Source organism: Hymenobacter plasmatis, assembly GCF_020711255.1.
GTDB lineage: Bacteria > Bacteroidota > Bacteroidia > Cytophagales > Hymenobacteraceae > Hymenobacter.
Window position 1 is genome coordinate 19,681 of sequence record NZ_JAJFAW010000036.1, and the last position, 22,416, is coordinate 42,096.

19 protein-coding genes are annotated in these 22,416 nt (G+C 61.2%); 8 read left to right on the forward strand and 11 right to left on the reverse strand.

The annotated features are described in order from the left end of the window. Positions 1-116 precede the first annotated feature (116 nt). The 11 genes from LJ738_RS19860 to LJ738_RS19910 all read right to left on the reverse strand — a co-directional run bounded on the left by LJ738_RS19860 (position 117) and on the right by LJ738_RS19910 (position 12,067). Complete coding sequence (locus LJ738_RS19860; protein WP_227788096.1) at positions 117-1,235, reverse strand: ABC transporter permease; 1,119 nt, start codon at positions 1,233-1,235, stop codon at positions 117-119. Next, positions 1,232-2,341 (reverse strand): ABC transporter permease, encoded by a 1,110-nt coding sequence (locus LJ738_RS19865; protein ID WP_227788097.1) that lies wholly within the window; start codon positions 2,339-2,341, stop codon positions 1,232-1,234. Before LJ738_RS19865 ends, LJ738_RS19860 begins: the two co-directional genes overlap by 4 nt. A gap of 215 nt (positions 2,342-2,556) precedes the next feature. Next, a complete protein-coding gene (locus LJ738_RS19870) occupies positions 2,557-3,306 on the reverse strand; it encodes an ABC transporter ATP-binding protein (RefSeq protein WP_227788098.1) in 750 nt (249 codons plus the stop codon). Continuing rightward, positions 3,296-4,237 carry an ABC transporter ATP-binding protein gene (locus tag LJ738_RS19875; RefSeq protein WP_227788099.1) on the reverse strand — a complete coding sequence of 314 codons (942 nt, stop codon included), beginning with the start codon at positions 4,235-4,237 and terminating at the stop codon, positions 3,296-3,298. The genes LJ738_RS19870 and LJ738_RS19875 overlap by 11 nt, the downstream gene beginning before the upstream one ends. Positions 4,238-4,249: 12 nt before the next feature. Next, the gene (locus LJ738_RS19880) at positions 4,250-5,212 is read right to left on the reverse strand and encodes an HlyD family secretion protein (RefSeq protein WP_227788100.1); all 963 of its coding nucleotides are present in this window, start codon (positions 5,210-5,212) and stop codon (positions 4,250-4,252) included. A 16-nt stretch (positions 5,213-5,228) separates the two neighbouring features. Further along, positions 5,229-6,512, reverse strand: coding sequence for a TolC family protein (locus LJ738_RS19885; protein ID WP_227788101.1), 1,284 nt, complete (start codon positions 6,510-6,512; stop codon positions 5,229-5,231). A 58-nt stretch (positions 6,513-6,570) separates the two neighbouring features. Beyond that, positions 6,571-7,197: a TetR/AcrR family transcriptional regulator gene (locus LJ738_RS19890; protein ID WP_227788102.1), complete on the reverse strand. Its 627-nt coding sequence runs from the start codon at positions 7,195-7,197 to the stop codon at positions 6,571-6,573. A 318-nt stretch (positions 7,198-7,515) separates the two neighbouring features. Further along, a complete protein-coding gene (locus tag LJ738_RS19895) occupies positions 7,516-7,686 on the reverse strand; it encodes a DUF3606 domain-containing protein (RefSeq protein WP_157781152.1) in 171 nt (56 codons plus the stop codon). Positions 7,687-8,083: 397 nt separating this feature from the next. Further along, positions 8,084-9,961 (reverse strand): pyruvate kinase, encoded by a 1,878-nt coding sequence (locus LJ738_RS19900; protein WP_227788103.1) that lies wholly within the window; start codon positions 9,959-9,961, stop codon positions 8,084-8,086. A 231-nt stretch (positions 9,962-10,192) separates the two neighbouring features. Next, positions 10,193-10,591, reverse strand: a complete 399-nt coding sequence (locus LJ738_RS19905; RefSeq protein ID WP_227788104.1) for a cupin domain-containing protein — start codon at positions 10,589-10,591, stop codon at positions 10,193-10,195. Positions 10,592-11,278: 687 nt separating this feature from the next. Continuing rightward, complete coding sequence (locus tag LJ738_RS19910) at positions 11,279-12,067, reverse strand: hypothetical protein (protein ID WP_227788105.1); 789 nt, start codon at positions 12,065-12,067, stop codon at positions 11,279-11,281. 467 nt (positions 12,068-12,534) lie between these two features. Between LJ738_RS19910 and LJ738_RS19915 the strand changes: the two genes are divergently transcribed. The 8 genes from LJ738_RS19915 to LJ738_RS19945 form a co-directional block, all read left to right on the forward strand. Next, positions 12,535-13,536 (forward strand): helix-turn-helix domain-containing protein, encoded by a 1,002-nt coding sequence (locus LJ738_RS19915; protein ID WP_227788106.1) that lies wholly within the window; start codon positions 12,535-12,537, stop codon positions 13,534-13,536. 32 nt (positions 13,537-13,568) lie between these two features. Next, positions 13,569-15,077 carry a sensor histidine kinase gene (locus LJ738_RS19920; RefSeq protein ID WP_227788107.1) on the forward strand — a complete coding sequence of 503 codons (1,509 nt, stop codon included), beginning with the start codon at positions 13,569-13,571 and terminating at the stop codon, positions 15,075-15,077. A gap of 180 nt (positions 15,078-15,257) precedes the next feature. Beyond that, complete coding sequence (locus LJ738_RS21380; RefSeq protein WP_262907760.1) at positions 15,258-15,383, forward strand: hypothetical protein; 126 nt, start codon at positions 15,258-15,260, stop codon at positions 15,381-15,383. A gap of 77 nt (positions 15,384-15,460) precedes the next feature. Continuing rightward, on the forward strand, positions 15,461-16,933 hold the full coding sequence (locus tag LJ738_RS19925) for a BON domain-containing protein (RefSeq protein WP_227788108.1): 1,473 nt from the start codon (positions 15,461-15,463) through the stop codon (positions 16,931-16,933). 64 nt (positions 16,934-16,997) lie between these two features. Further along, complete coding sequence (locus LJ738_RS19930) at positions 16,998-17,822, forward strand: universal stress protein (RefSeq protein ID WP_227788109.1); 825 nt, start codon at positions 16,998-17,000, stop codon at positions 17,820-17,822. 127 nt (positions 17,823-17,949) lie between these two features. Continuing rightward, entirely contained in the window at positions 17,950-18,849 is a 900-nt protein-coding gene (locus tag LJ738_RS19935) for a universal stress protein (RefSeq protein WP_227788110.1), read from the forward strand. Positions 18,850-19,038: 189 nt separating this feature from the next. Next, positions 19,039-21,729 carry a cation-translocating P-type ATPase gene (locus LJ738_RS19940; RefSeq protein ID WP_227788111.1) on the forward strand — a complete coding sequence of 897 codons (2,691 nt, stop codon included), beginning with the start codon at positions 19,039-19,041 and terminating at the stop codon, positions 21,727-21,729. 292 nt (positions 21,730-22,021) lie between these two features. After that, a partial coding sequence (locus LJ738_RS19945; protein WP_227788112.1) for a hypothetical protein occupies positions 22,022-22,416 on the forward strand: 395 nt, incomplete at its 3' end.

Here is a 22,416-nt window from a genome sequence, read left to right on the forward strand (position 1 = left end):
GGAATGGGCTAAATCAGCTCAACTTAGTAGCTGGTTATTTCCCCATCTGGCCATTCTGAGCCCGAAAAACAGGCTCTCCGTTTCGGGGTGATTTATCTATAACATCGCAGCGGCGGCTACGTGGTTTTGCGGTAGTTCAGGATGGCCCAGGTGTTGAGCACGACGGCGAAAATGGCCTCGTAACCCAATTGGCACGATACCTCCGCCAGGCCGCTGCCTTTCAGGATAATCAGGCGGACTACTTCGATGAAGTGGGTGAGGGGGATGAGGTTCGCCAGGACGCGGGCCCAGGCGGGCATGCTGTCGAGGGAGGTGAACAGGCCGCTCATCAAAGTGAAAATCATGATGAAAAAGAAGGCCACGAACATGGCCTGCAGCTGGTTCTCGCTGTACGTGGAAATCAAGAGGCCAAAGCCCAAAATCGCCACCAGATACACCGCGGCAAACAGGTAGAGCGTGCCCAGGCTGCCCACCGGCACGATGCCGTAGACCCCGCGGGCAATGAGCAGCCCGATGGTGAACACCAGCAGTCCCAGCAGCCAGAAGGGAATCATCTTGCCCAGGATGAACTGCCATTTTTTGATGGGCGACACGTTGAGCTGCTCGATGGTGCCGAGCTCCTTTTCCCGCACAATGTTCAGAGCCGAGAGGAATCCGCCCACCAGCGTGAGCAGCAGCACCAGGATGGCTGGCACCATAAACACGTAATAGCGCCCCAGCGGATTGTACCAGTTGATAGCGGCCACGTCGATAACACTTGTGCCGCGCGCCGGCCCGGGGCCAAGCCACTGCAGGCGCACGTCGCTGTTGTAGTCGGAAATGATGCGGGTGAGGTAGGCACCGCCCAGCGCGGCGCGGGTGCCATTGATGGCATCGACGGCCACGGCCACCTGCTGGGTGCCTTCGCGCACGAGGTTGCGCTCGAAGCCGCGCGGGATTTCCAGCACGATGTCGGCCTGGCTTTCTTCGATAAGGTGCAGGGCCTCCGGATAGGAGGGGCTGGCCCCCACCAGCCGGAAGTAGCCCGAGGACGTGATTTTGCGCGTCAGCTCGCGGGAGTAGCTGCTGTGGTCGTGGTCGACGAGGGCCAGGTTGATGTTCTTAACATCGTAGTTGGCAGCCTGGGGCAGGATGAGCAGCTGCACGGTGGGCATCAGGAAAATCAGGGCCAGGATGCTCCGGTCGCGGAACATCTGGCGGAACTCCTTGCGCAGCAGAAACAGCAGGATTCTCATGCCAGCCGGATGTTAAAGTTGCGCAGGCTGATGCCCAGCAGGGCCACCGACATGCCCAACAGAATGAGGGTTTCCCGCCACACAGCCCCAAAGCCCAGCCCCTTCAGCATCACGGCTTTCACCACGAGGTAGTACCAGTGCGAGGGCAGCAGGTTGGGGATGAGGCGCAGCGGGCCGGGCAGGTTCTCAAGGGGAAACATGAAGCCCGTGAACAGCAGCGTGGGCAGCATCATACCCATCATCGAGACCAGCATGGCCACTTGCTGCGAGGCCGTGACGTTGGAAATCAGCAGCCCCAGCGACAGGCAGGCGACGATAAATACCGTGCTCACGCCGTAGAGCAGCATCACGCTGCCGCGAATCTCCACGTCCAGCACAAACACCGACAGCAACAGAATCAGGGTGAAATCGAGCAGGGAAAGCACCAGGTAAGGCACGGCCTTGGCGATGAGCACCAGCAGCGGGCGGAAGGGCGACACCAGCAGAACTTCCATGGTGCCCCGCTCTTTTTCGCGCACAATGGACACGGACGTGAGCGTGGTGCAGACTATCATGAGCACCAGCGCCAGCACGCCCGGAATGAAATTCAGCGAGCCGTTCATTTCGGGGTTGTAGAGCAGGCGCGTTTCGGGCACAATCTGGAAGGGCAGAGCCCCGGCGGCCTGGTTGAGCTGGCGCTGGTAGTCGCCCACGATGGCCGTGAGGTAGGTGGTAATGGTAGAGGCCGTGTTGGGGTCGGAGCCATCGGCCACGATTTGCAGCTGGCCCCGCCCGGTGTGCCCCAGGTCGGCGCTGAAATTGGCCGGAAACACCAGCGCCGCCTTGATTTTGCCCTGCCGGAAAGCGGTTTCCATGGCGGCGTAGCTCAGCGGCGCCTGCTGCAGGTGGAAATAGCGGCTGGCCTGCAGCTTGCCGATAATGTGCTGCGTGGCCTGGTCGTGGGCAAAGTCTACCACGGCCAGGTTGATGTTCTTCACCTCGCTGCTCAGGGCAAAGCCGAAAAGCAGAATCTGCGCCGTGGGCAAGCCAAAGAGAATGAGCAAGGTGCGCCGGTCCCGGAAGACGTGGTAAAACTCCTTGCGAATGAAGACGAGCAGCTGTTTCATGGTTTTAATAAGGGCTTCCGGCTGAGCGTTGCTAGGCGATTCGTTTGGGATAGTGACTCAATCGTCTGTCATGCAGAGCGCAGCGAAGCATCTTATCAGGTTCGCACGACTCTTCCGGACGTGATAAGATGCTTCGCTGCGCTCTGCATGACAGATGGCGTGGTAGAGATGCTTCGACAAGCTCAGCATGACGTTCTTCTTTATTGTGACAAGCCCTATTCTCCCCGCTGCGCGCCGCGCGCCAATTGGTAAAACACGTCGTCCATGGAGTCGGTGTGGAACTGCTGCTTCAGGTTGGCGGGCGAGTCCAGCGCTTCCACGCGGCCGTCGACCATGATGCAGACGCGCGAGCAGTACTCGGCCTCGTCCATGTAGTGGGTGGTCACGAAAGCGGTGATGCCCCGGTCGGCCGCGGCGTAGATGAGCTCCCAAAACTGCCGGCGCGTGACGGGGTCCACGCCGCCGGTGGGCTCGTCGAGAAACACGATTTTGGGGTCGTGGAGGATGGCCACCGAGAAGGCCAGCTTCTGCTTCCAGCCCAACGGCAGGCCGCGGACCAGCTTTTTGGCTTCGCTTTGCAGGCCTAGCGTCGTCACCAGCTCCTCGCTTTTGGTGCGCAGCTGCTGGTTGGTAAGGCCGTAGATTCCGCCGAAAAACTCGATGTTTTCCAGCACCGTCAGGTCTTCGTAGAGCGAGAACTTCTGGCTCATGTAGCCGATGTTCTGCTTGATTTGCTCCTGCTGCCGGTACACGTCGAACCCGGCCACCGTGGCCTGGCCCGAAGTAGGGTAGGAGAGGCCGCAGAGCATGCGCATGGCCGTGGTTTTGCCCGCGCCGTTGGCCCCCAGAAAGCCGAATATTTCGCCCGGCGCGACCTCAAACGAAATCCTGTCCACAGCCCGGAAGCCGTCGAAATGCTTGCTCAGCTCGTGGGAGCTGATGGCCGGAGCGGGGTTAGTTTCCATGCGCAGCGGTGGAGTTGGCCGTCATCAGCTCAATAAACCGGTCTTCGATGGTGGGCGCAATGGGCTTTACCACAATGCCCGTATGCTGCCGGGCGCGGAGGTAGTCGCGCAGCGCCGCATCGTTATTGGGCTGATTTTGCCGGAAAGCCACGTGCACAAACTCCCCAAAGGCGTAGCTGCTGAGCACCGGCGTGTAGGCCCGCAGGTCGTGGAGCAGGGAGTGCACCGCATCGGTTTTCACGGCGAAAAGCGGGTGTGGGTAAGCCCGGACGATGTTGTCTGGCGTGTCGATGGACAGGATTTTGCCGCCCTGCAGCAGCGCAATCCGCTCGCAAAGGGTGGCTTCGTCCATGTAAGGCGTCGAAACCAGGATGGTGATGCCCTGCTGCCGGAGCTGCCCAAGCATGGCCCAGAATTCCTTGCGCGACACCGCATCCACGCCCGTGGTGGGCTCGTCCAGAAACAGCACCGTGGGCTTGTGAATCAGGGCGCAGCACAAGGCCAGCTTCTGCTTCATGCCGCCCGAGAGCTTGCCCGCCCGCCGGTCCCGAAACGGCTCAATTTGTTCGTAGATGTCCTTAATCAGCGCGTAATTGGCCGCGATGGTCGTGTCGAACAGCGTGGCGAAGAAGTTCAGGTTTTCCTGCACTGTGAGGTCCTGGTAGAGCGAGAATCGGCCCGGCATGTAGCCCACCGTGTTGCGAATGGCCTGGTAATCGGTGCGCACGTCGTGCCCGCCCACCGTGGCCGTTCCCGAGTCGGCGAGCAGCAGGGTGGTCAGGATGCGAAAAATGCTGGTTTTGCCCGCCCCGTCCGGCCCAATTAGCCCAAACAGCTCGCCCGGCTTCACCGCAAACGACACGTCCTCGACGGCCCGCACGGTGCCCTTCTCGTAGGTCTTGGTGATGTGCTCCAGCGTGACAGCGTCCATGATTCCAGCCGGTTAGTGAGTAGTGGCGTGGCCCGGCAGCAGTACCTCGCCGTACATCCCGATTTTCAGGTAGCCGTCGTTTTTCACCCGGATGTTGGCTGCGTACACCAGGTTGGCGCGCTCGTCCTGGGTCTGAATGGTCTTGGGCGTAAACTCGGACTTGCTCGAAATCCAGGTGATGGTGCCGGGGTAGTTTTTGAAACCGTTCGCGCCATTGTCGATGCGCACGGTCACGGGCTGGCCCAACTTCACCAGTGGCAGTTGCGTGCCGGTGAAATAAGCGCGCAGCGTGAGCGTATCGGTGTTGGCGATGCGGTAGAGCGGCTTGCCCACCGTGGCCATCTCGCCGGCAAAGGCATACTTGGTGAGCACGGTGCCCGTCACGGGGTTTACAATCTGGCCTTTGCGCACCTGCTCCTCAAACTGCGCGGCGGTTTTGCTCAGGGCGGCGCGGTGGCTGAGCACGGCGCGGTTCTGGGTGGCCGTGTTGCTTTCCGCCACCCGGATTTGTTGGCGCGTGACGGCCAGCTGGGCCTCGGCCTGGGTGATTTGGGCGTTGAGGTCGTCGAGCTGCTTTTGCGTGGCGGCATCGGCCCGGATAAGGTTTTGGGTGCGGGTGCGCTCGCGCAGCAGCTGCTGCAGCTGGGCCTGCTGCACGGCCAGCTGCCGGCGCGTGAGCTCCACCTGCGGGGCAGCGCTGGCGGTCTGCTCGCGCAGGGCGGCCACGGTTGCCTGGGCCTGCTCTTGCTGCAGCCGGGCGGTGGTCACGTCGAGCTGGCCCACGGTGGCGCCGGCTTTCAGCACCTCGCCTTCCTGCACGGGGAAGGAAAGAATCTGGCCGTTTTGCTGCGCCGAGACGATGATTTCATCGGCCTCGAAATTGCCGGACGCATCAAAGTCGGGCCCGTGCTTTTGGCAGCCGGCCTGGAGGGCCAGCACGGTGGCCACCAGCGAAAGGGAGGTGATGAAATTCATGCAGCTAAGGGGCGGGCTAATTGCCGGAAGTGGTCTGGTAAGCGTACTGCGCCTGCAGCAGCTGAATCTGGTGCAGCACCTGGGCCTGGCGGGCCGCGTCTTCGGCATTCACCTTCGTGATGTACTCGTGCGAGGTGATGACGCCGTTTTGCAGCTGGGCCTGGGCGGAAGTCTTCACGGAGGCCCGCAGCGCCACCAGCTGCTCGTCCTGGGCCAGCAGCTCCTGGTAGCGCTGCACGTCGGCGCGCTGCTGGCTCAGGGCCAGGGTGGTGTTGAATAGGAAGGTTTCGCGCTGCAGGTCCACGTTTTGGCGGCTCAGGCCGAGGAGCTGCACGTCGTGCCGGCGGGTGGTGTAGAGGCTGCTCGGGTTCCAGCTCAGGCGCACGCCGCCGAGCCAGAAAAAGCCGAAGTCGTTGCTGATGAAGTTGAACGTGGGCCGGCCGTAGTTCTGCTGAAAGAAAGCGCCGACCCGGGGCTGGAAGGCAGCGCGCAGCAGGTTTTCCTGCGCATCGTAGGTGCGCCTCTGCGCCTCGTACAAACTCAGCTCGGGGCGATTGACCGACTGGGTAAGGCCCACAGGGGCGGGAGGGACTAGCGGCGTTTGCTCGTCCAGGGTTTGGTTGATGAAAAGCCCGAGCATGGCCAGGTACGCCCGGCGGGTGGCGCGCAGCTGGGTCAGGCTTTGGTCCACGCCCAGCAGCTCGGCCTTCAGCTCGTTGAGGCTGCTGCGGAAGGCTACACCGTTCGCCAGCTGGGCCTCGGTTTTCTGCACGCCGCTTTGCAGGTCGGCCCGGCGCAAGGCCGTCTGCTTGAGCTGCGCATCCACCAGCAGCACCCCGAAAAACAGTTGGTTGACCCGCTCGCGCAGGGCGTAGAGGCTAACATCCAGGTTCTTCGCCTGCACGTCGGCTTCGGCCCGGCGCGCCTGCTGGGCGTAGCGGATGCTGCCTCCGTCGTACAGCACCTGGTCGAGTTGCCCGGTCACTTTGTATTGGTCCTTGCTGATGGTGGGCAGCGCGGCGGCCAGCGGAGACCCGGCGGGCAGCTCCTTGGCAAAATTGATGGTTTCGCTCTGGTACGTGGCCTGGCCGGAGAAACTGAGCTGCGGCAGGTAGCCCTTGGCGGCGTTGGCCACCGAGTAGTCGCGGGTTTTCTCTATCAGCTCGCGTTGCTTAGTCAGCGGATAGTTATGCTGTGCCCGCGCCTGGCAGTCGGCCAACGTCAGCGCCGGCCCGCCCGACTGCGCCCAGCTGGCGCCGGTCAGGGCCAGCCATCCAATAAGTGCCACTGTTTTTTTCATGAGCGAACAAAGGGTTGAAAGCGCACTTTAAAAAACCATTTAACTAACCGGCAAAAGGCTACGCCGACTGCAACAGGGTCTCAAACCACTGCGGCAGCAGGCGCTTGCGCTCCTGCATGAGGGCCGTAAATCCGGCATCGTCCTGCTCGGCGGCCAGCTGCAGCACCGGCCGCGCCACAAACGGAAACACGGCCATACCCAGCAAGCTCATCAGCAGGTGTAAGGGGTTGGTTGAGCTGTGCCGGGCGCCCAGCTCCTCCCGCAACTGCTGGGCAAAGCGGGAGTGGAGCAGCACCTTTTGAGCACCCATAATGCCCGCCAGCTTCGCCGGATTGGCCTTCAGCTCACTGAAAATAAAGACGGGCAGCTCGGGCTGGGCCAGCAGCAAGTCGACGTAGAAAGCAGCAATCAGCTCCACTTTTTCGCGCAGGGAAGTGGCTTCGGCCAGCATGATGCGCTGCAGCTCGCCGGCAAACTGCTGGAGCTTTTCCAGCATCACCAGGTCAAACAGCTTCTCCTTGCTGCGGAAGTAGTAGTTGAGCAGGGCAATGTTGAGGCCCGCTTCCTGGGCAATGTCCTTCACCCGCGTAGCCGCATAGCCTTTCTGCAAAAACACTTTGCGCGCCGCTTCCTTGATGCGTTCCTCGGTGCTCGTATCCAGCGCGTCAGAGGCAGGTTTTTTCATGGCAGAAACTGTCTGGTACTGAGTCGATGAAGGCTAGCTGGATTTAGGCTCAAGCTGTGAGCCTCATTCGCAAAGTTAGCCCAATTACACGAGATTTAAAATTATGTTTTAAACAAACGTTTAATAAATGGCAATGGTTTTAAATCCCCCTCTTTTGGGTGATTTAATTGCTTCACAAGCGAGAAAGCAGAAAACCGGGAGGGCCCTAGCTCAGGGCCGGCGTACGGACCAAGCAGGGACAGGACTAAGCGCCACACTATTCACAGAAGCAACCGAAGTTGTCCGGGAAGCAGCAAGAAGCGCTGGACGCGTGGCGCTTTAGCGGCTCAGGTAAGCCTGAACGTCAGCGGGCAGCGTGCCGACGGCCAGGATGGCATTGCGCAGCTGGGTTTCGGAGCAGTGCATAACCTGGCACCAATAGTTCACGGCGATGGTAGACTGCAGGTTGATGCGGGTGAGGTCGACGGTGGCGGGCGGTTGCAAGGGCAAAAGGAAAAATTGGGGTGAAAAAGGAGAGGCAGCTTGTGCCGAACTTCTTGTCCGCAGAGACTCCCGCTAATGTAAGGGCATCTAAGCGCATGAAGTTCCGCTTGTGCTACGCGGGCCTTTCACCAAGCTAGGCAATTTTCTTCCAAATCGCGCCGAGCCGGAGGCCAGGAAAATACCAGCCCAATCGTAAGCTCCGCAGTGCCAGCCGCAAACGGTCAAATTGCGAATATCTAGTGCTATATGCCGAAATTTGCGCCATGGGGTATTTATCCAAAGGCAATTTTTTTCGAGAGATTCTGCCCAAGGCGGCCATCCTGGCGGCGCTGGTGGGGCTGCTCACGGTGCTGGAAAAGTGTGGGGTCATCCATCGCTGGTAATAAAACAAGCGGGGGCTGGCTTATAGCGGGGTGCTTTCGGGCTCCGGCAGCATCTGGGCCACGTGCAGGCTCCGCAGCATGGCGCTTTTCTTGTGCTGGTGGCCTTGCATGCGTCGGAAAATGCCATCCAGGGTTTCGACGGCCTGCACCACCCGCGGCCCTTTGTTGAGCATGACGCATTCGGCGCGGTTGCCCATGGCCGCATCCGTGATTTCGGCCCGCGAGGGCAGGCCGCCGCTGGCCAGGCTTTCCAGCACCTGCGTAGCCCAGATGACCGGCACATGCGCCGCTTCGCACAGCCACAGGATTTCTTCCTGCACCTCGGCCAGGCGCTCGAAGCCGCACTCCACGGCCAGGTCCCCGCGCGCAATCATCACCCCAAAGCTGGGGGCGCGCATTGCGGTGAGCAAAATGGCCGGTAGCTGCTCGAACCCGCGCTGGGTTTCTACTTTGATAATGAAGGGAATGGGACGCTCCGTTAGTTGGGCCAGCCGCTGCTGGAGCTGCTCCACATCTTGTGGCCGGCTGGCAAAGGACAGGCCGACCATGTCCGCGTGCTGGGCAATGAAAGCCAGGTCCTCCTGGTCTTTTGGAGTCAAGGCAGGCAGGGGCAGCAGGCTGTCGGGCAGGTTGATGCCTTTGTCGTTGCGCAGTTTCTCGCCCTTTACCCGTGCCTGGGTGATGCGCACGTGCAATGCATCTGGCTCAACCTGCTCCACCACGCCTCCAATCTTGCCATCGTCGAACCAGACCCGCTCGCCCAGCTTTACATGGTCGAGCAGTTCCGGCATGGTGCAGCCGATAACCGCCTGGGTGCCGGTTGAGTCCAGCGCCCCGGGGTGCCGGTTGAGCTGCAGCACATCGCCAGGGCGCAGGAGCATAAATGCTTCGAGCCGAGGAATCCGCTGCAGCATTGCTTCTCCGGCAGGGCTCAAAAAAAGGGTGTCGGGGGCCAGGTAGGCAGTTTTGCGCAGCTCCGCCCAACAGCCCTGCTCACTGGTGCTCAGCACGCGCAGCTTACGTTTGCGGCCGCGCCTGTCCCGGAACCGAACGGTGTCGTCGGGGTGCAAGCCCCGTAGCCACGCCGCCGGCAGCGCCAGACTGAACAGCGTGCTAGCGGAATTGGTGGGGGCCGGTTGGGGCTGCTCCTGCGGCGTCAGCCACACATAGGCGGGCATCAGTACCCGGCCAAAATCGTCGCGTAGGGGGTTGATTCGCAAGATGGAAGGGCCCGGTGGCAGGCCGGCGGTGCGGAGCTTGGCACCGGCCAGGTCCATGCTGATTCGGCAGGTCCTGCCCAATTCCTGCTCGGCGCGGCGCAGGTGCTCAATCATCTTTTGCCAGGCGGCCACGTTGTCGTGCGCGCAGTTGATGCGCGCGCAGTCCATGCCCTGGCGCAGCAGGTCCCGGACCAGGGCGTAGTCGGCAGCTGCCTCGCTGGGCAAGGTAACCATGATGCGAACGCCGCGGCTGGCCGGAACGGGGCCTAGTACGGCGTCGCTGTGTTGAGCCAGTAGCCCCGCCCCGCTGGCGAAAGCCGGAGCGTCCTCGTTGGGGAGCAGCGGGTTGGGCGTGCCCGGGTAGGCCAGCTCGTGCAAAACGGCCAGTACCGCCTCGACGCTGGCCAGGGCGTGTGCCTCGGCACGGCCCAATGAGGAGAGGCCGAGCACAGCCAAGCGGCTCTGCAGGGGGCGCAGGTCGCGGCGGCGCAGCGCCAGGTAGTGCAGGAGGTTGAAGGCGCTGGCGCGAAAGACCGGGCTAACGGCTGCCACGCGGCTGCCGGCCTGCGCGGCCACCTGCAGCATTTCCTGGCGCAATGCCGTTAGCTCGGCCAGCAGTTCGGCAATTTCCGCAGCGTACAGGGTGGCTAACGAGGATGAGGTAGGTTCGTCGGACATAACGAAGTGCGTTTGGAGCCACCAGCAGTTGTCATCGGCTGGCCCTTATTTCTAAGGTCGCGATTTCACACGCCGCTTCAAAGCACAACGATGGGTGTCGATGCGTTAAAATCCAGGCTACCCGTTCTAGTGCTGTCTCACCAACAAGGAGATGGAGAGGGGGCGAAATGATTCGGTGGGCTCGTTACTCAGTGAGCCATAACGACTGAGAATGGGGCAATTTCGCCGCAGTTATTCCGTGGTTTTGCCGTCAAATTTGGCTTCGCTCTTCGTGGCTTCCGCCTTGGTTGCCCGCACGATGCCGTCTTGGTGCTGGGGCGGCGCATAGATGGTGTAGAGCTTCAGGGGTTTGGTGGCATCGGTGTTGATGACGTTGTGCACCGAACCGGCCGGGGCAATCACGACATCCCCGTCCGTAACGGCGTAGTCGTGCCCATTGATGACGCATTTGCCCTTGCCGCTTTCAAACCGGAAAAACTGGTCGGATTTGGCGTGGGTTTCGCTGCCAATTTCCTCGCCCGGCTTCAGGCTCATGAGCACCAGCTGGAGCTGGCGGCCCGTGTAGAGCACTTTGCGAAAGTTATTGTTGGCGCGCGTATCCCGCTCGATGTTGCTTGTAAATCCTTTCATTACGCCCGGATTCCGGCGAGTTGAGCTAACGTTTATAACGTTGCTACCGGTTTCCGGTGGAATTGCGCCGGCCTCGATGGTTTTGTCATTGCCGGAATCAGTCGTACACCCTGACAAGAGCGCCAGAACGAGGGCAGAGAGTTTCACGAATGCTTTCATGGGCTTGGGCTTTTCGGGTGATACACCTGAATCAGGACCACTGGCATCGCCTGCGGGAAGGCGCTTTCGCATTATTGGGCCGGAAACTCACCGCGCCGTAATACCGGCCAAGGCCGCATCAGGATTATTGCAAATATGCGGGTCCTGTTAGCCCCTGTCCTTTGCATATAATCATGGTTGTTAATGACTTTCGTCAACACGCATTGCCGTCAAGGTTGAAAGGCATGTGATATTGTAGGGGAGCTGCGGCGCTTGAGCGGTGGAATGAAACCTAAGAAGCTACTTGATAGGGAGAGCATAAAAAATCCCCGGCGATGCGGCATAAGCCGTATTTCCGGGGATACTGTCAAGTTCGCGCCATGCCTGACTGAAGCGGTCAGCGGCTCCAGCCCGTGCTCGGCACACCACCGCCCGAAGCGTATCAAGTCACCGCGTCGGCTTTGGCGGTATTCTCCCTTGCCGCTCAAGCCCGCTTCAACGTATCGGTCGTTTGCTCGACTATGGCGCTGAAGGCAGCCGTAGTATTAGCTAGTAGGTAAGCTCACGCTGCGCCAGCCGCGGCCGCTGGTTGGCGGACGTGCGCAGGTGGTCGGCGCTCCAGCTAAAATCCATTGACCCATCGGCATTGGGTATCACAAACACCGGGTCGTCCACCGCAAAGTTTGCCGACACGGCAAAAACCGCCATCACGCCAGAGCCAAGGTGCATGCACACAAAGCCCAGCGCAATTTGCCAGAAAGCGACGGGCAGCACCTGTGCCGGCACCACCAGCAGGTAGAATAGATAGTAGGCCTTGCTCACAAAGGCCGACACCCAGCGCACCAGCGGGTGTTGGGCCCACACGCGGTCCGACGATTCAAGTTTCTCGCGCTGATAGTACTGGAAATGGCGAAACAGCGCCCAAAACAGGAGGAAGAATGGATAGAGCAGCCGCAAGTACCGGCGCTGATACAGCTGCCCCGCCCGGGTGGTGGTAAAGGGGGTCACGTACACCAGCGTATAGTCCGAAACCTCGTTGGGCTCTTCCTGCGGGCTGGGGTGGGCTGGGGTGGGCTCGGGGGGCTTGGTTTTATAGCGGTAGCCGTTGCTGTCGAGCAGGTGCTTGTAGTGCGTTAGAAAGGACTTCACCCAAGGTCGCGTTGAGAACAGAATCCCGCGGGCGGCGTCCTGCACAATGCTGATGGCAGCCCGCAACAAGAAAGCGCCCATCAAAAACCACATCAGCAGAAACATGCCCAGCGGCATTGCCACGAGCAGGAGAATGCCGTAGGTGGCGCCAAAAAGGACGGTGAACAACACCGTTTTTCCGACGGCCAAAGGAGTGGTATACTTGCTCAGGCCCTGCTGTTCAAAGTATGCATTCAGACGGTGCTCAAGAGATTGACACAACCTCCGCACCGGGTCGGGCTGAAATTGGGTTGTGTTCATGGTGGTGGTGGCTAAAGGTGGTCAATGTTGCCCAGTACCGGCGTGTACCACCCGGGTAAGATGATGCAGCACGGCTGCCGTGAGCTGCAAGTGCGAGTAAAACGCAGAATAAACCACGAACCGCTCGAGCTGACAGACAGGCTTTGCACGGCACCAGAAAGTTAATTTCTGAATAGGCTGAACCCTAATTGAGGCCTAAGACCCTTTTTTTTAATTTCCGCTACTCCTGCTCCATTTCGTCGACTGCCCTCTTTTGTTAGGCAGCTGGTGCAAACTGGTAGAGGTTACTTGGTTTTTACCTCAATTTTTACTAACTTATTCAAATATTATTGCAATTTCCGCCCAGCGGGCTATCCATGAAGCAGCCCCATGCACAGGTGCGATTTTTCCAGCACATCAAAGCCCAGTTGCTCCCGCATCAGTCGTTGGTGGAGGAAGTAGCCGACCTCCTGGGGCTCAGTACCGATAGTGCCTACCGGCGCATTCGGGGCGAAAAATGCATGGACTTGAACGAGGTGCAAAAAGTTGGGCTGCACTTTCGGGTTTCCATCGACCAGTTTTTGTTTCCCCAAACCGAGGCCATCCTCTTCACGGGGCGGCAGCCGCTGCAGGAAGCACCCTCCCTCGAGCATTGGCTGCAGGATATGGAGCTACAGCTCCAGCTGATTAATGGCTATGCCGATGCGCACATCTACTTTATCGTTAAGGATATACCGGTTTTCTACCATTTCCAGTTTCCGGAGCTCACGGAGTTCAAGTTCTACTTCTGGATGAAATCCATCCTTCACGACGACAAGCTGCGCGGGGTAAAATTCAAAATCGGAGATGCGCGTTACCGCCCCCTGCACGAGGCCTGCCAACGCCTGGTGGGGCTCTACAACCGCGTTGCGACCACCGAAATCTGGAATGCGGAGAGCCTGAACAGTACCCTGCGCCAAATCAACTTTTACAAGGAGTTTGAGGCCTTCGACTCCGAAGACGACCTGCACGTGCTGTACTCCAAACTAGGCGAGCTGCTCAATTATCTGGAAGCCCAGGCCGAGGGCGGCACCAAGTTTACCGTCGGCCAGGAGCCCCGCCCCACTGGCCCAGCCTACCAGCTGTTTATCAACGAATTGATACTGGGCGACAACACCTTTGCGGCAGAATTGGGCAAGGGCCGCATCACTTTTCTCAACCACAGCGTGCTCTACTTCGTGGGCACCCGCGACGAAGGCTTCAACAACTTCATGTTTGCCAATCTCGACAACCTGATGAAGAAGTCCACCCTCATCAGCGGGAGTGGCGAAAAGGAACGAACTCAGTTTTTCAACACCCTCCGCCACCAGCTGCACGCCCAAACCCTGGCCCTTCGCTAGCCGCCGGCCCTGCGCCTAAACGCCCTTCGAGCATGGACTATTTACAGCTAGTACCGGCAGCTTGGCGTCTTCGGTTTCCTGATGCGACCGAGAAAGAGTTTATTGATTACTACAACGTTACCACCATCAATGCCATCCGAATATCCTTGGCGGTGGGTGTCATCCTCTACGCCGCGTTTGGGCTGCTGGACTTGAATTCCCTCCCCATCACGACTTCTACGGCCTGGTTTTACCGCTTCAGTGTGGGTTGCCCGGCCATCTTTATTGCCCTGATTTTTAGCTACATCACGCCCCTGCGGGCTCTTTTGCAAGTGGTGATGACCGTGATGTGCATTGTGGCGGGCCTGGCGCTGGTGCTCATCGTGCGGCAAAGCCAGCCCACCGAGCTGGCCTACGACCATTACTATGTGGGGGTGATAATCATCATGATGTTTACGGGCTCGTGGGTGAGGCTGCGGTTTTGGCATGCCTTGGCGGCCCACACCATCATCATTGGCGCTTACTTCATCCTCGTTTCGCATGCCCGCTACCTGGCCGTCGACCGCCATCTGATTGTTAACAACACCGTTTTTCTGCTGGCCGCCTACTTTGTGGCTTCCTTAACGTGCTACATTTTTGAGGTTGACAGCCGCATCGGGTTTCTGCAGTGGAAAACCATCGAAGCCGAAAAAAATACCTCCAACCTGCAGCGCGAAGAACTGTCGCTGCAAGCCCAGCAGCTCGCCGAAACCATTGGCATACTGAAGGATACGCAGGCCCAGCTGGTGCAGCGCGAAAAAATGGCAGCCCTGGGCGAGCTCACGGCCGGGGTGGCCCACGAAATCCAGAACCCCTTAAACTTCGTCAAGAACTTTGCCGAGGTGAGCCGGGAGATGCTGGAGGAGATGCAGCAGTCGCTGGCCAACGAGCACCTGACCGACCCCGGCGCCGCCACGGTGCTGACGCTGTTGCGCGACCTGGGCAACATGCAACAGAAGATAGGCCAGCACAGCCAGCGGGCCGATGCCATCGTGAAAGGCATGCTGGAGCATTCGCGCAGCACCGGCGGCAACCGCCAGCCCACCAACCTCAACCGCCTGGCCGAGGAAGCCCTGCGCCTGAGCTACCACAACCGCCAAATTCAGGAACCGGCCTTCACGGCCAACCTCGCCACCGATTTTGACCCGCACGTGGGCATGGTCTCCGTGGCCTCCACCGACATTCAGCGCGTGCTGCTCAACCTGTTCGGCAATGCGTTCTACTCGGTGTCGCACAAAAAGCAGCGGCTGGGCGCGGCCTTCACGCCCCAGGTGAAGGTGGCCACCAAGCGCCGGGGCAAAGGCGTCGAAATCCGGGTGCGCGACAATGGCACCGGCATGAGCAAAGAGGTGCTCCAGAAGCTGTTTCAGCCCTTTTTTACCACCAAGCCGCCGGGCGAGGGCACCGGCTTGGGGCTGTCGATTAGCCATGATATTATCACCAGCGGCCACGGGGGAACCATCACGGCAACTTCGCAGAGCGGCGAGTATGCGGAGTTTTGCATTACGCTGCCGGCCATGTAGTTACGGCCCCGGCGCAAGGGGCAAGCAGTGGCCATGAGATAGGGATGAGCAAAATCAAGGGGCCGCATGATAGTGGTCAAGGCAATTGATGGGCTGAAAAAGCATTTTTGTCAAGTTCTGATTCTAACTCCTTCACCGGCCGAGCCAGCGGTTCTGGCATTACCTTCTTCGTCACTCGTCATGGTTGCTATTCCGTTTTGGCTGGCGCTGCTGCCCTTGGCGCTCATGTACCTGGCCGTGGCCTCGCTGGCCATGCTCGGGACCCGGGTGCGCAGCACCGCCCACCTGCACGGCCGCATGGCCTGATACCGCCCGGGCAGCCATGCCCGGGGCTACGAAGCTGCTGCTGGCGGGCAGCGGCCCACATTCTAATTGCTTGTATCATGATGACTACGCTCCCTTCTTCGGAGGCCCGGGAAGAACGCCTGGCCGACGCCGACATCATGGCGGCTGTGGAGCTGCTTTTGCTCAAAAAAGGGGTGTGTTCGAGCCTGCTCCATACCCAGTGCCAGGCGGGCATTGTTGAGCTGGTGGGCTTCACCGACAGCCTGCTTTCGCGCGAGCGCGCCGTGGCCATTGCCAAAGCCGTGCGTGGCGTGCGCGGCGTTATTGCCGACATTGGCATTCGCACGCCCGATGTGCCCGACGCCGAACTCAAGCAGCGGGCGGAGCAGGCCCTGCAGCTGGACCCGGCCGCAGGCGACTACCCGGTGCAGTGCTATGCCCACAACGGCCACGTGCGGCTGGAAGGCACCGTGAAAACCTGGGCCGAATCGCAGCTGGTGCTGCGCGTGCTCACCGGCGTGCCCGGGGTGCGGCAAGTAGACAACCACCTCACCGTGCAGGATGGCGGCGTGAAAATCTCCGACGAAGACATTACCAAGCAAGTGCGCGAGCTCCTGGCCTGGGACATCCGCGTGAAAAGCCCTCTGGTCGACATTCGCACCGAGCAGGGCGTGGTGCACCTCTCCGGCACGGTGGGCACGGCCGCCGAGCACGAGCAGGCGGTGGCTACGGCCCACATGGCCGGCGCCCGGCGCGTCGACGCCCGCGACCTGGTAGTATCCTACTGGGCCCTCGACAAGGAGCTGCGGCGGCAGAAGTTTGCGCCCAAGGCCGACGAAGCCGTGGCCGAGGCCGTGCGCGACACCCTGCGGCTTGACCCGCGGGTGCAGGCCTTCGAGCCCCAGGTGCACGTGCGCGATGGCGTGGTGACGCTGCTGGGCACCGTGGGCAACCTGCGGGCCCGCCACGCCGCCGAACAAGACGCCGCCAACGTGGTGGGCGTGTGGGGCGTGAACGACTTACTGCAGGTGCGGGGGCAGTTTCCCTCGCCCGATGGCCGCATTCAGCAGCAGATTAAGGATGCCCTGGCCTCCGATTCGTTTTTAAGCCAGTACAACTTCACGGTGAACGTGTACAACGGCAAGGCCCAGCTCTACGGCACCGTCGCGTCGCACTTTGAGCTGGAGCGGGCGCAGGAAATCGTGGCCAGTTCCAGCGGTGTGGTGGAGCTGGTCAACTGCGTGGAGCTGGCGGCCACCAATGAGGAACCAGCCGAGCCGGCTGCGGCAGCAACGGAAACGGACGATGCTCCGGTGCTTACGGCTTCGGTGCCGGTGCCCGACCATGTGCTGGCGCAGCGCCTGCGCCACCGCTATTACTGGTCGGCGCTGCTCCACGACCAAGACATCAAAATTGCGGTACGCGAAGGCCGGGTAACCCTCACCGGTACCGTGGAAACGTGGCTGGAGCGCCGCCGCGCCGCGGCCGAAGCCCTGGAGTGCGGCGCCCGCGACGTCAACAACCACCTCCACCTGATGGCCAGCCCAACCGGGTCCGCGCCAGCCGCCTAACCCCAGCAAGCCAACAGGTTATGCGGGCCCTTTTTAATCTTACATGTAGCTTTTTATTACTCCCATGACACCTGCAATCGTAGTACTGACCGATTTTTTTGCTCTTGCCAACCGGGCCCTTTCTTATGCGGCCGGGTTGGCCGTGCCGCTGAAGGCGCACCTGGTGTTGCTGCACGTCCGGCACGACGGCCTGCTTTCGCCCGAAGAATATTCGCACAAAGCTGCCCAGCGCGACGAACAGCAACTGCAGCAGGAGCTTAGCAAGCTGGCCAGCAGCCAGCCCGTGCCTGCCGAAGTAGAGATATCGGAAGACTTCCTGCCCGAGGCCGTGGCGGAGGCCGTGCGCCACCATCAGCCCCAGCTGCTGGTGCTGGGGCGCCCTGGCACGGCGGTGGCGCCCATGGAAGTTGTGACTGGCGCCGCCATGGATTTGCTGCGGGCCGTGCCCTATCCGCTCCTCATTGTGCCCACCGTGGGCTGGGGCGACTTTCCGCCGCGCAAGCTGGTGCTGGCCGTCGATGGCGACGAGTTTAGCCTGTATGATAACAAGGACGTTATAGCCCAACTGCTGTCGGCGCTAAACGCGACGCTGACGGTTCTGTACGTTACCAATCAGAAAGACCCGGGGGCAGCGGCCGGGCACCGCATTCGGCACGCCATTCACAAAAGTGGCCTCGAAGAACTCACGCAGGGGCGGGCCCCGCACATGGTGTACCACACCCACGCCAAGGACGGGATTTTGCTGGGCGCCGCCGAGCTCAATGCCGACCTGCTGGTGGTGGTGGCCCGCCGCCACAGCTTGTTGGGCAGCCTGTTTCACCGCAGCGTCACGGCTCAACTTATCAGCGAAAGCGCCATTCCGCTCTTGCTGCTGCCGGCACAGGATTAACAAAATTGAGCAGGCGCTGCCCGCCGCATCCGGGCCGGCTTGCTGCTCTGGCTTTGAGCCCCGGAGTGGGGGACATTCGGTTCGCTTTTAGCTCAATTGCTTAACTCCACGCTTTACTCTGCTTACCATGAGCCTCTCACTGATTGTATTGACCAGTTTCTATCCGGCGGCGCAACAGGCAGTTGCCTATGCCGATGCGTTGGGCTGTGCCGTGGGAGGCCAAGTGGTGTTGCTGCATGCCAATCGGGTCACCATTCTAGACCAATACGCATTCGCCGGGGAAGGCTGGCGGCGGCAGGAACTGGAGCGCGACGAAGAGGTGGAGGTCCTTCTGACCAAGCAGGCTGCCCAGCTCCGGTCGCCATCCACGGTAGAGATGGCCACCGACCTGATGCCCGAACTGGCCGAGGACCTGATTTCCCGCTACCACCCGGCCCTTTTCATAATCGGCCGCCCGGACCCCAACGCGGCCGGCCCCGAGCGGCTCACGCCCATTGTGCTGGATATTCTGCGGGCCGCGCACATGCCCGTGCTGCTGGTGCCGCACGGCACACCCGCGGCCGACCCACCCCAGCGGGTGCTGGTGGCGGCCGACGGGGAGGCTTTTGGCGTGGCCGGGCCGGCGGCGGGCGTCCAGCAGCTGCTCAGCAGCCTGGGGGCCCGCGTGACGGTGGCCCACGTGTCGCCGCTGGAAGACGACGATGCTTGTGCCCGCGCCTTGAAAGCCGTGCAGGAAAGCGGCCTCATCACCGGGCTAGTGGATGCGGAGCTGCAGGGCTTTCAGTTTCAGCATCCCATCAGCGGCATATTGGAGGCCATCAGAAGCACGCAGGCCGACCTGGTAGTGGTGCTGGCGCGCCCCCGCAGCTACCTCGGCGAGCTGTTTCATAAAAGCGTGACCGCGCAGCTGATGCACCAAAGCCCGGTGCCCGTGCTGGTGGTGCCTGCGGCCCAACCGCACGGTGCCGATGGCAAGGCGCCGCTGCCGCAAGACAAATACACCGTGCCCTGGCCCGGAATATCCTAGCCCGCCAGATGCCTGCGGGGCAGGCCAAGCTCAGCGGGTGGTACCATCCGGCAACCTCAGCGCGAAGCAGTTCTATCCAAAAGGCATAGCTTACATTCGGCTTATGGCTTGATAATGAAGATGCTATGGATTTAAAGCTGCGCACCCGGTGTTTCCAGGGCATGCTGCTTTCACATCGCCCGTCCTATTATGGCTGCCCAAGTTGAAACTCCAGCTGCTACCGAATCCCTGCGTGCTACGGGCCTCACCGAAGCCGAAGCACGGGAGCGACTACAGCAATACGGGCCCAATTCGGTAGAAGCCGCCCCGCCCGAAAGTTGGGCTATAATCCTGCTGCGCCAATTCCGCAGCGTGATTGTGGTGGTGCTGGGCGGGGCGGCGCTGTTCTCCTTTATTTTTCACGACTACGCCGAGGCCTATGCCATCCTGGCCGTCATTTTCATCAATGCTGGCATTGGGTTTGGGCTCGAATGGAACGCCCAGGCGTCCATGACGGCCTTGCGACGCATGGGCCTCACCACGGCGCGGGTAATGCGCGAAGGCCAGGTGCGGGCCGTTCCCGCCGACCAGCTCACCATCGGCGACGTGCTGCTGGTGGAGGCCGGGGAAGTGGTGGCCGCCGACGCCGACCTCTTCCATGCCCAGCAGCTGCAGGTGAACGAGTCGGCCCTGACCGGCGAATCCATGCCGGTGGAAAAAAGCCTGGCAGGCGCCCCGCCCGATGCCTCACTGGCCGAGCAGCCGCAGCGCCTTTTCAAGGGCACGGCCGTGGTCAATGGCACGGGCCGCGCCGTGGTGACGCAGGTGGGCAGCGGCACCCAGCTGGGCGCCATTACCCAAATGGTGCAGCAGGCCGAGCGCGCGGCCACGCCCCTCGAAGCCAAGCTCAATCACCTGGCTCGCCAGCTGGTTTTTATCACCATTGGGCTGGCGGCTTTGTTTGTGATAATAGGGCTGTTTGAAGGCAAATCAGCTTACATGTTGCTGAAAACGGCCATTGTGCTTGCCGTGGCCGCCATTCCCGAAGGCCTCTCCATAGTGGCCACGCTGGCCCTGGCGTATGGCATGCTGCGGCTGGCCAAGCGCAATGTGCTGGTGAAGCGGCTGGCCGCGGTGGAAACCCTGGGCGGCACCGACGTCATCTTTACCGATAAAACCGGCACCCTCACCCAGAACCAGATGGCGGTTGATACCGTCTGGCTGCCCGAAACGCGCCTGCATTTTCCCGTCGATGCCGGGCATGCGGCCCTGGCGGGGGAGTCGTACCAGCTGCTGCTGCGGGTAGCCGTGCTGTGCAACAACGCGTCGTACTCGCCCACCCAGGCGGAGACCGCCCTGGGCGACCCGCTGGAAGTGGCGCTGTTGGCCCTGGCCCACGAGGGCGGCTTCGACGTGCCCGGCGTGCTGGGCACCGCCGACCGCCTGGCCGAGCGCCCCTTCAACTCCGAAACGCGCCTCATGGCCACCCTGCACCGGCACGTGGGCGGCCAGGTCTGGGTGGCGGTGAAGGGCGCTGCCGAAGAAGTGCTCCAGCACTGCACCCATCAGCACACCACCGAGGGTGCCCAGCCCTTATCGGAGCCGCAGCGGGCCGAATGGCTCCAGCACGCCGAGCAAATGGCCCAAAGCGGCCTGCGCGTTTTGGCCCTGGCCTACCGGGTACTGCCCTATGAAGACGAAAAAGAATGGGCCGAAGAGCTGACCTGGTTGGGTCTTGTGGCCTTTCTCGACCCGCCCCGCCCCGAGGTGATACCCGCCCTCAATGCCTGCCAGCGGGCCGGCATCCTCGTCCTGATGGCAACCGGCGACCACCCCGCCACCGCCCTCACCGTGGCCCGGCAGGTGCACATGGTGGCCGGTGAAGATGCCGCGGTACTAACGGGGGCCGAGCTGCGGGATTTGCTGGCAAACACCAACGAGGCCGACCAACGGTTTTGGCAAGCCCGCGTGTTTGCCCGCGTGAGCCCGGCCCAGAAGCTGGACCTGATTCGCCTGTACCAGGAGCGCGGCCACGTGGTGGCCATGACCGGCGACGGCGTGAACGACGCGCCCGCCCTGAAAAAAGCCGATATCGGCGTGGCCATGGGCAAGCGCGGTACGCAGGTAGCCAGCGAAGCGGCGGCCCTGGTGCTGCGCGACGATTCTTTCGCTTCCATAGTGGCCGCCGTGGAGCAGGGCCGCATCATTTTCTCAAATATCCGCCGCTTTGTGCTGTACCTGGTGTCGTGCAACCTGAGCGAAATCCTGGTGGTCACGGCCACCAGTTTGCTGGCCACTGGTTCGGGGCTGCTGCCGCTGCAAATCCTGTTTTTAAACCTGCTCACCGACGTGTTTCCGGCGCTGGCTCTGGGGGTAGGGGAGGGCAGTCCTACCGTGATGAACCATCGGCCCCGCCACCCGCAAGGCCCGGTAATGCGGCCCGGCGACTGGCGCCTGGCCGTAGCTTACGCCGCCCTGATGACGGCCGCCCTGCTCACTAGCGACCACCTCGCTCGCCACCAATACGGCCTCACCGACGAAGAGGCCAACGCGGTGCTGTTCTACGGCCTGGGCGCTACCCAGCTCCTGCACGTGTTCAACATGGTGAGCATCGGCACTCCGGTGCGGCAAAACGACGTGCTTCGCAACCGCTACGTGTGGCTGGCCCTGGCCCTCTGCACCGGCCTGCTGCTGCTGAGTTATTATCAACCGCTCTTTCATCGGCTATTAGACATCCAGCCGCTCACCCTCACGGCCCTGCTGCTGATTCTCATTCCGGCCGTAGCCGTCCTGATATTGGGCCACTTACTGGGCTTGCTCCTGAGTAAATGGCGCAAAAAAACATCTGCTAACGAAGGAGCCGAACACCAATCCCCGCCGGCCCAAAGCGGCAGGGGTTGAGCTAAATTCTGCGGGAGAATAGGAGGGGTAGCAGTGTGCTGCCCTGCCATTTGCGGGAGCTGTGGTGCCCATGCCAGAGAAGTTGAGCCACGGAGCTGCCACCCGAGCCATTGCCCTAACATACATCAACTCCCGGCTTGATAATCGTCATGGTATCAAGCGCTTGTTTTAGCGAATTTAGGGTAGTGTTTACTGGTTGCGTTGCTGCCTCTATCCTGGAAGCTCCGGCAGCATGCATTGCATTGGCCAGCGCCAGCTCTGGTTTCCAATGACGGCCTAGTTACCCCTTTCTATGGAACCTGCTTTTGTCGTGCTGTCCGATTTGTCGTCTTCCTCCGAAGCGGCATTGATGTATACTGCCCAATGGGCCAAACACATAAATGGGCGCGTGGTGTTGCTGCACGTCTATCTGGACCCACTTCTGGAACCGGAAATTTCCATGGTGCCTGCCACGGTGCGGGTAGCCAGCCGCCAGGAGATAATGGCGAGCATGGCAAAGCGCACCCAGCAGTTGGGGGTTCCCGCCCTAATCGAGCTTTCCGACGATTCGCTTGAAACCGCGGTCCAGACCATGATTTCGCGGTACCACCCGCTGCTGCTGGCGGCGGGCCGGGAAGCGCCGCACACGGCCCTGGACCGGCTGGTGGCCAACCTGGCCCTGCCCGCGCTGCGCCAGGCCCGCTACCC

Excerpts from the sequence above, each read along its gene's own strand:
- LJ738_RS19920 (WP_227788107.1), top strand. The coding sequence starts at position 13,569 with ATGGACTATTTACAGCTAGTACCGGCAGCTTGGCGTCTTCGGTTTCCT.
- LJ738_RS19865 (WP_227788097.1), bottom strand. The coding sequence starts at position 2,341 with ATGAAACAGCTGCTCGTCTTCATTCGCAAGGAGTTTTACCACGTCTTC.
- LJ738_RS19875 (WP_227788099.1), bottom strand. The coding sequence starts at position 4,237 with ATGGACGCTGTCACGCTGGAGCACATCACCAAGACCTACGAGAAGGGC.
- LJ738_RS19890 (WP_227788102.1), bottom strand. The coding sequence starts at position 7,197 with ATGAAAAAACCTGCCTCTGACGCGCTGGATACGAGCACCGAGGAACGC.
- LJ738_RS19880 (WP_227788100.1), bottom strand. The coding sequence starts at position 5,212 with ATGAATTTCATCACCTCCCTTTCGCTGGTGGCCACCGTGCTGGCCCTC.
- LJ738_RS19925 (WP_227788108.1), top strand. The coding sequence starts at position 15,461 with ATGATGACTACGCTCCCTTCTTCGGAGGCCCGGGAAGAACGCCTGGCC.
- LJ738_RS19915 (WP_227788106.1), top strand. The coding sequence starts at position 12,535 with ATGAAGCAGCCCCATGCACAGGTGCGATTTTTCCAGCACATCAAAGCC.
- LJ738_RS19940 (WP_227788111.1), top strand. The coding sequence starts at position 19,039 with ATGGCTGCCCAAGTTGAAACTCCAGCTGCTACCGAATCCCTGCGTGCT.
- LJ738_RS19860 (WP_227788096.1), bottom strand. The coding sequence starts at position 1,235 with ATGAGAATCCTGCTGTTTCTGCTGCGCAAGGAGTTCCGCCAGATGTTC.
- LJ738_RS19935 (WP_227788110.1), top strand. The coding sequence starts at position 17,950 with ATGAGCCTCTCACTGATTGTATTGACCAGTTTCTATCCGGCGGCGCAA.
- LJ738_RS19885 (WP_227788101.1), bottom strand. The coding sequence starts at position 6,512 with ATGAAAAAAACAGTGGCACTTATTGGATGGCTGGCCCTGACCGGCGCC.
- LJ738_RS19900 (WP_227788103.1), bottom strand. The coding sequence starts at position 9,961 with ATGTCCGACGAACCTACCTCATCCTCGTTAGCCACCCTGTACGCTGCG.
- LJ738_RS19905 (WP_227788104.1), bottom strand. The coding sequence starts at position 10,591 with ATGAAAGGATTTACAAGCAACATCGAGCGGGATACGCGCGCCAACAAT.
- LJ738_RS19930 (WP_227788109.1), top strand. The coding sequence starts at position 16,998 with ATGACACCTGCAATCGTAGTACTGACCGATTTTTTTGCTCTTGCCAAC.
- LJ738_RS19870 (WP_227788098.1), bottom strand. The coding sequence starts at position 3,306 with ATGGAAACTAACCCCGCTCCGGCCATCAGCTCCCACGAGCTGAGCAAG.
- LJ738_RS21380 (WP_262907760.1), top strand. The coding sequence starts at position 15,258 with ATGGTTGCTATTCCGTTTTGGCTGGCGCTGCTGCCCTTGGCGCTCATG.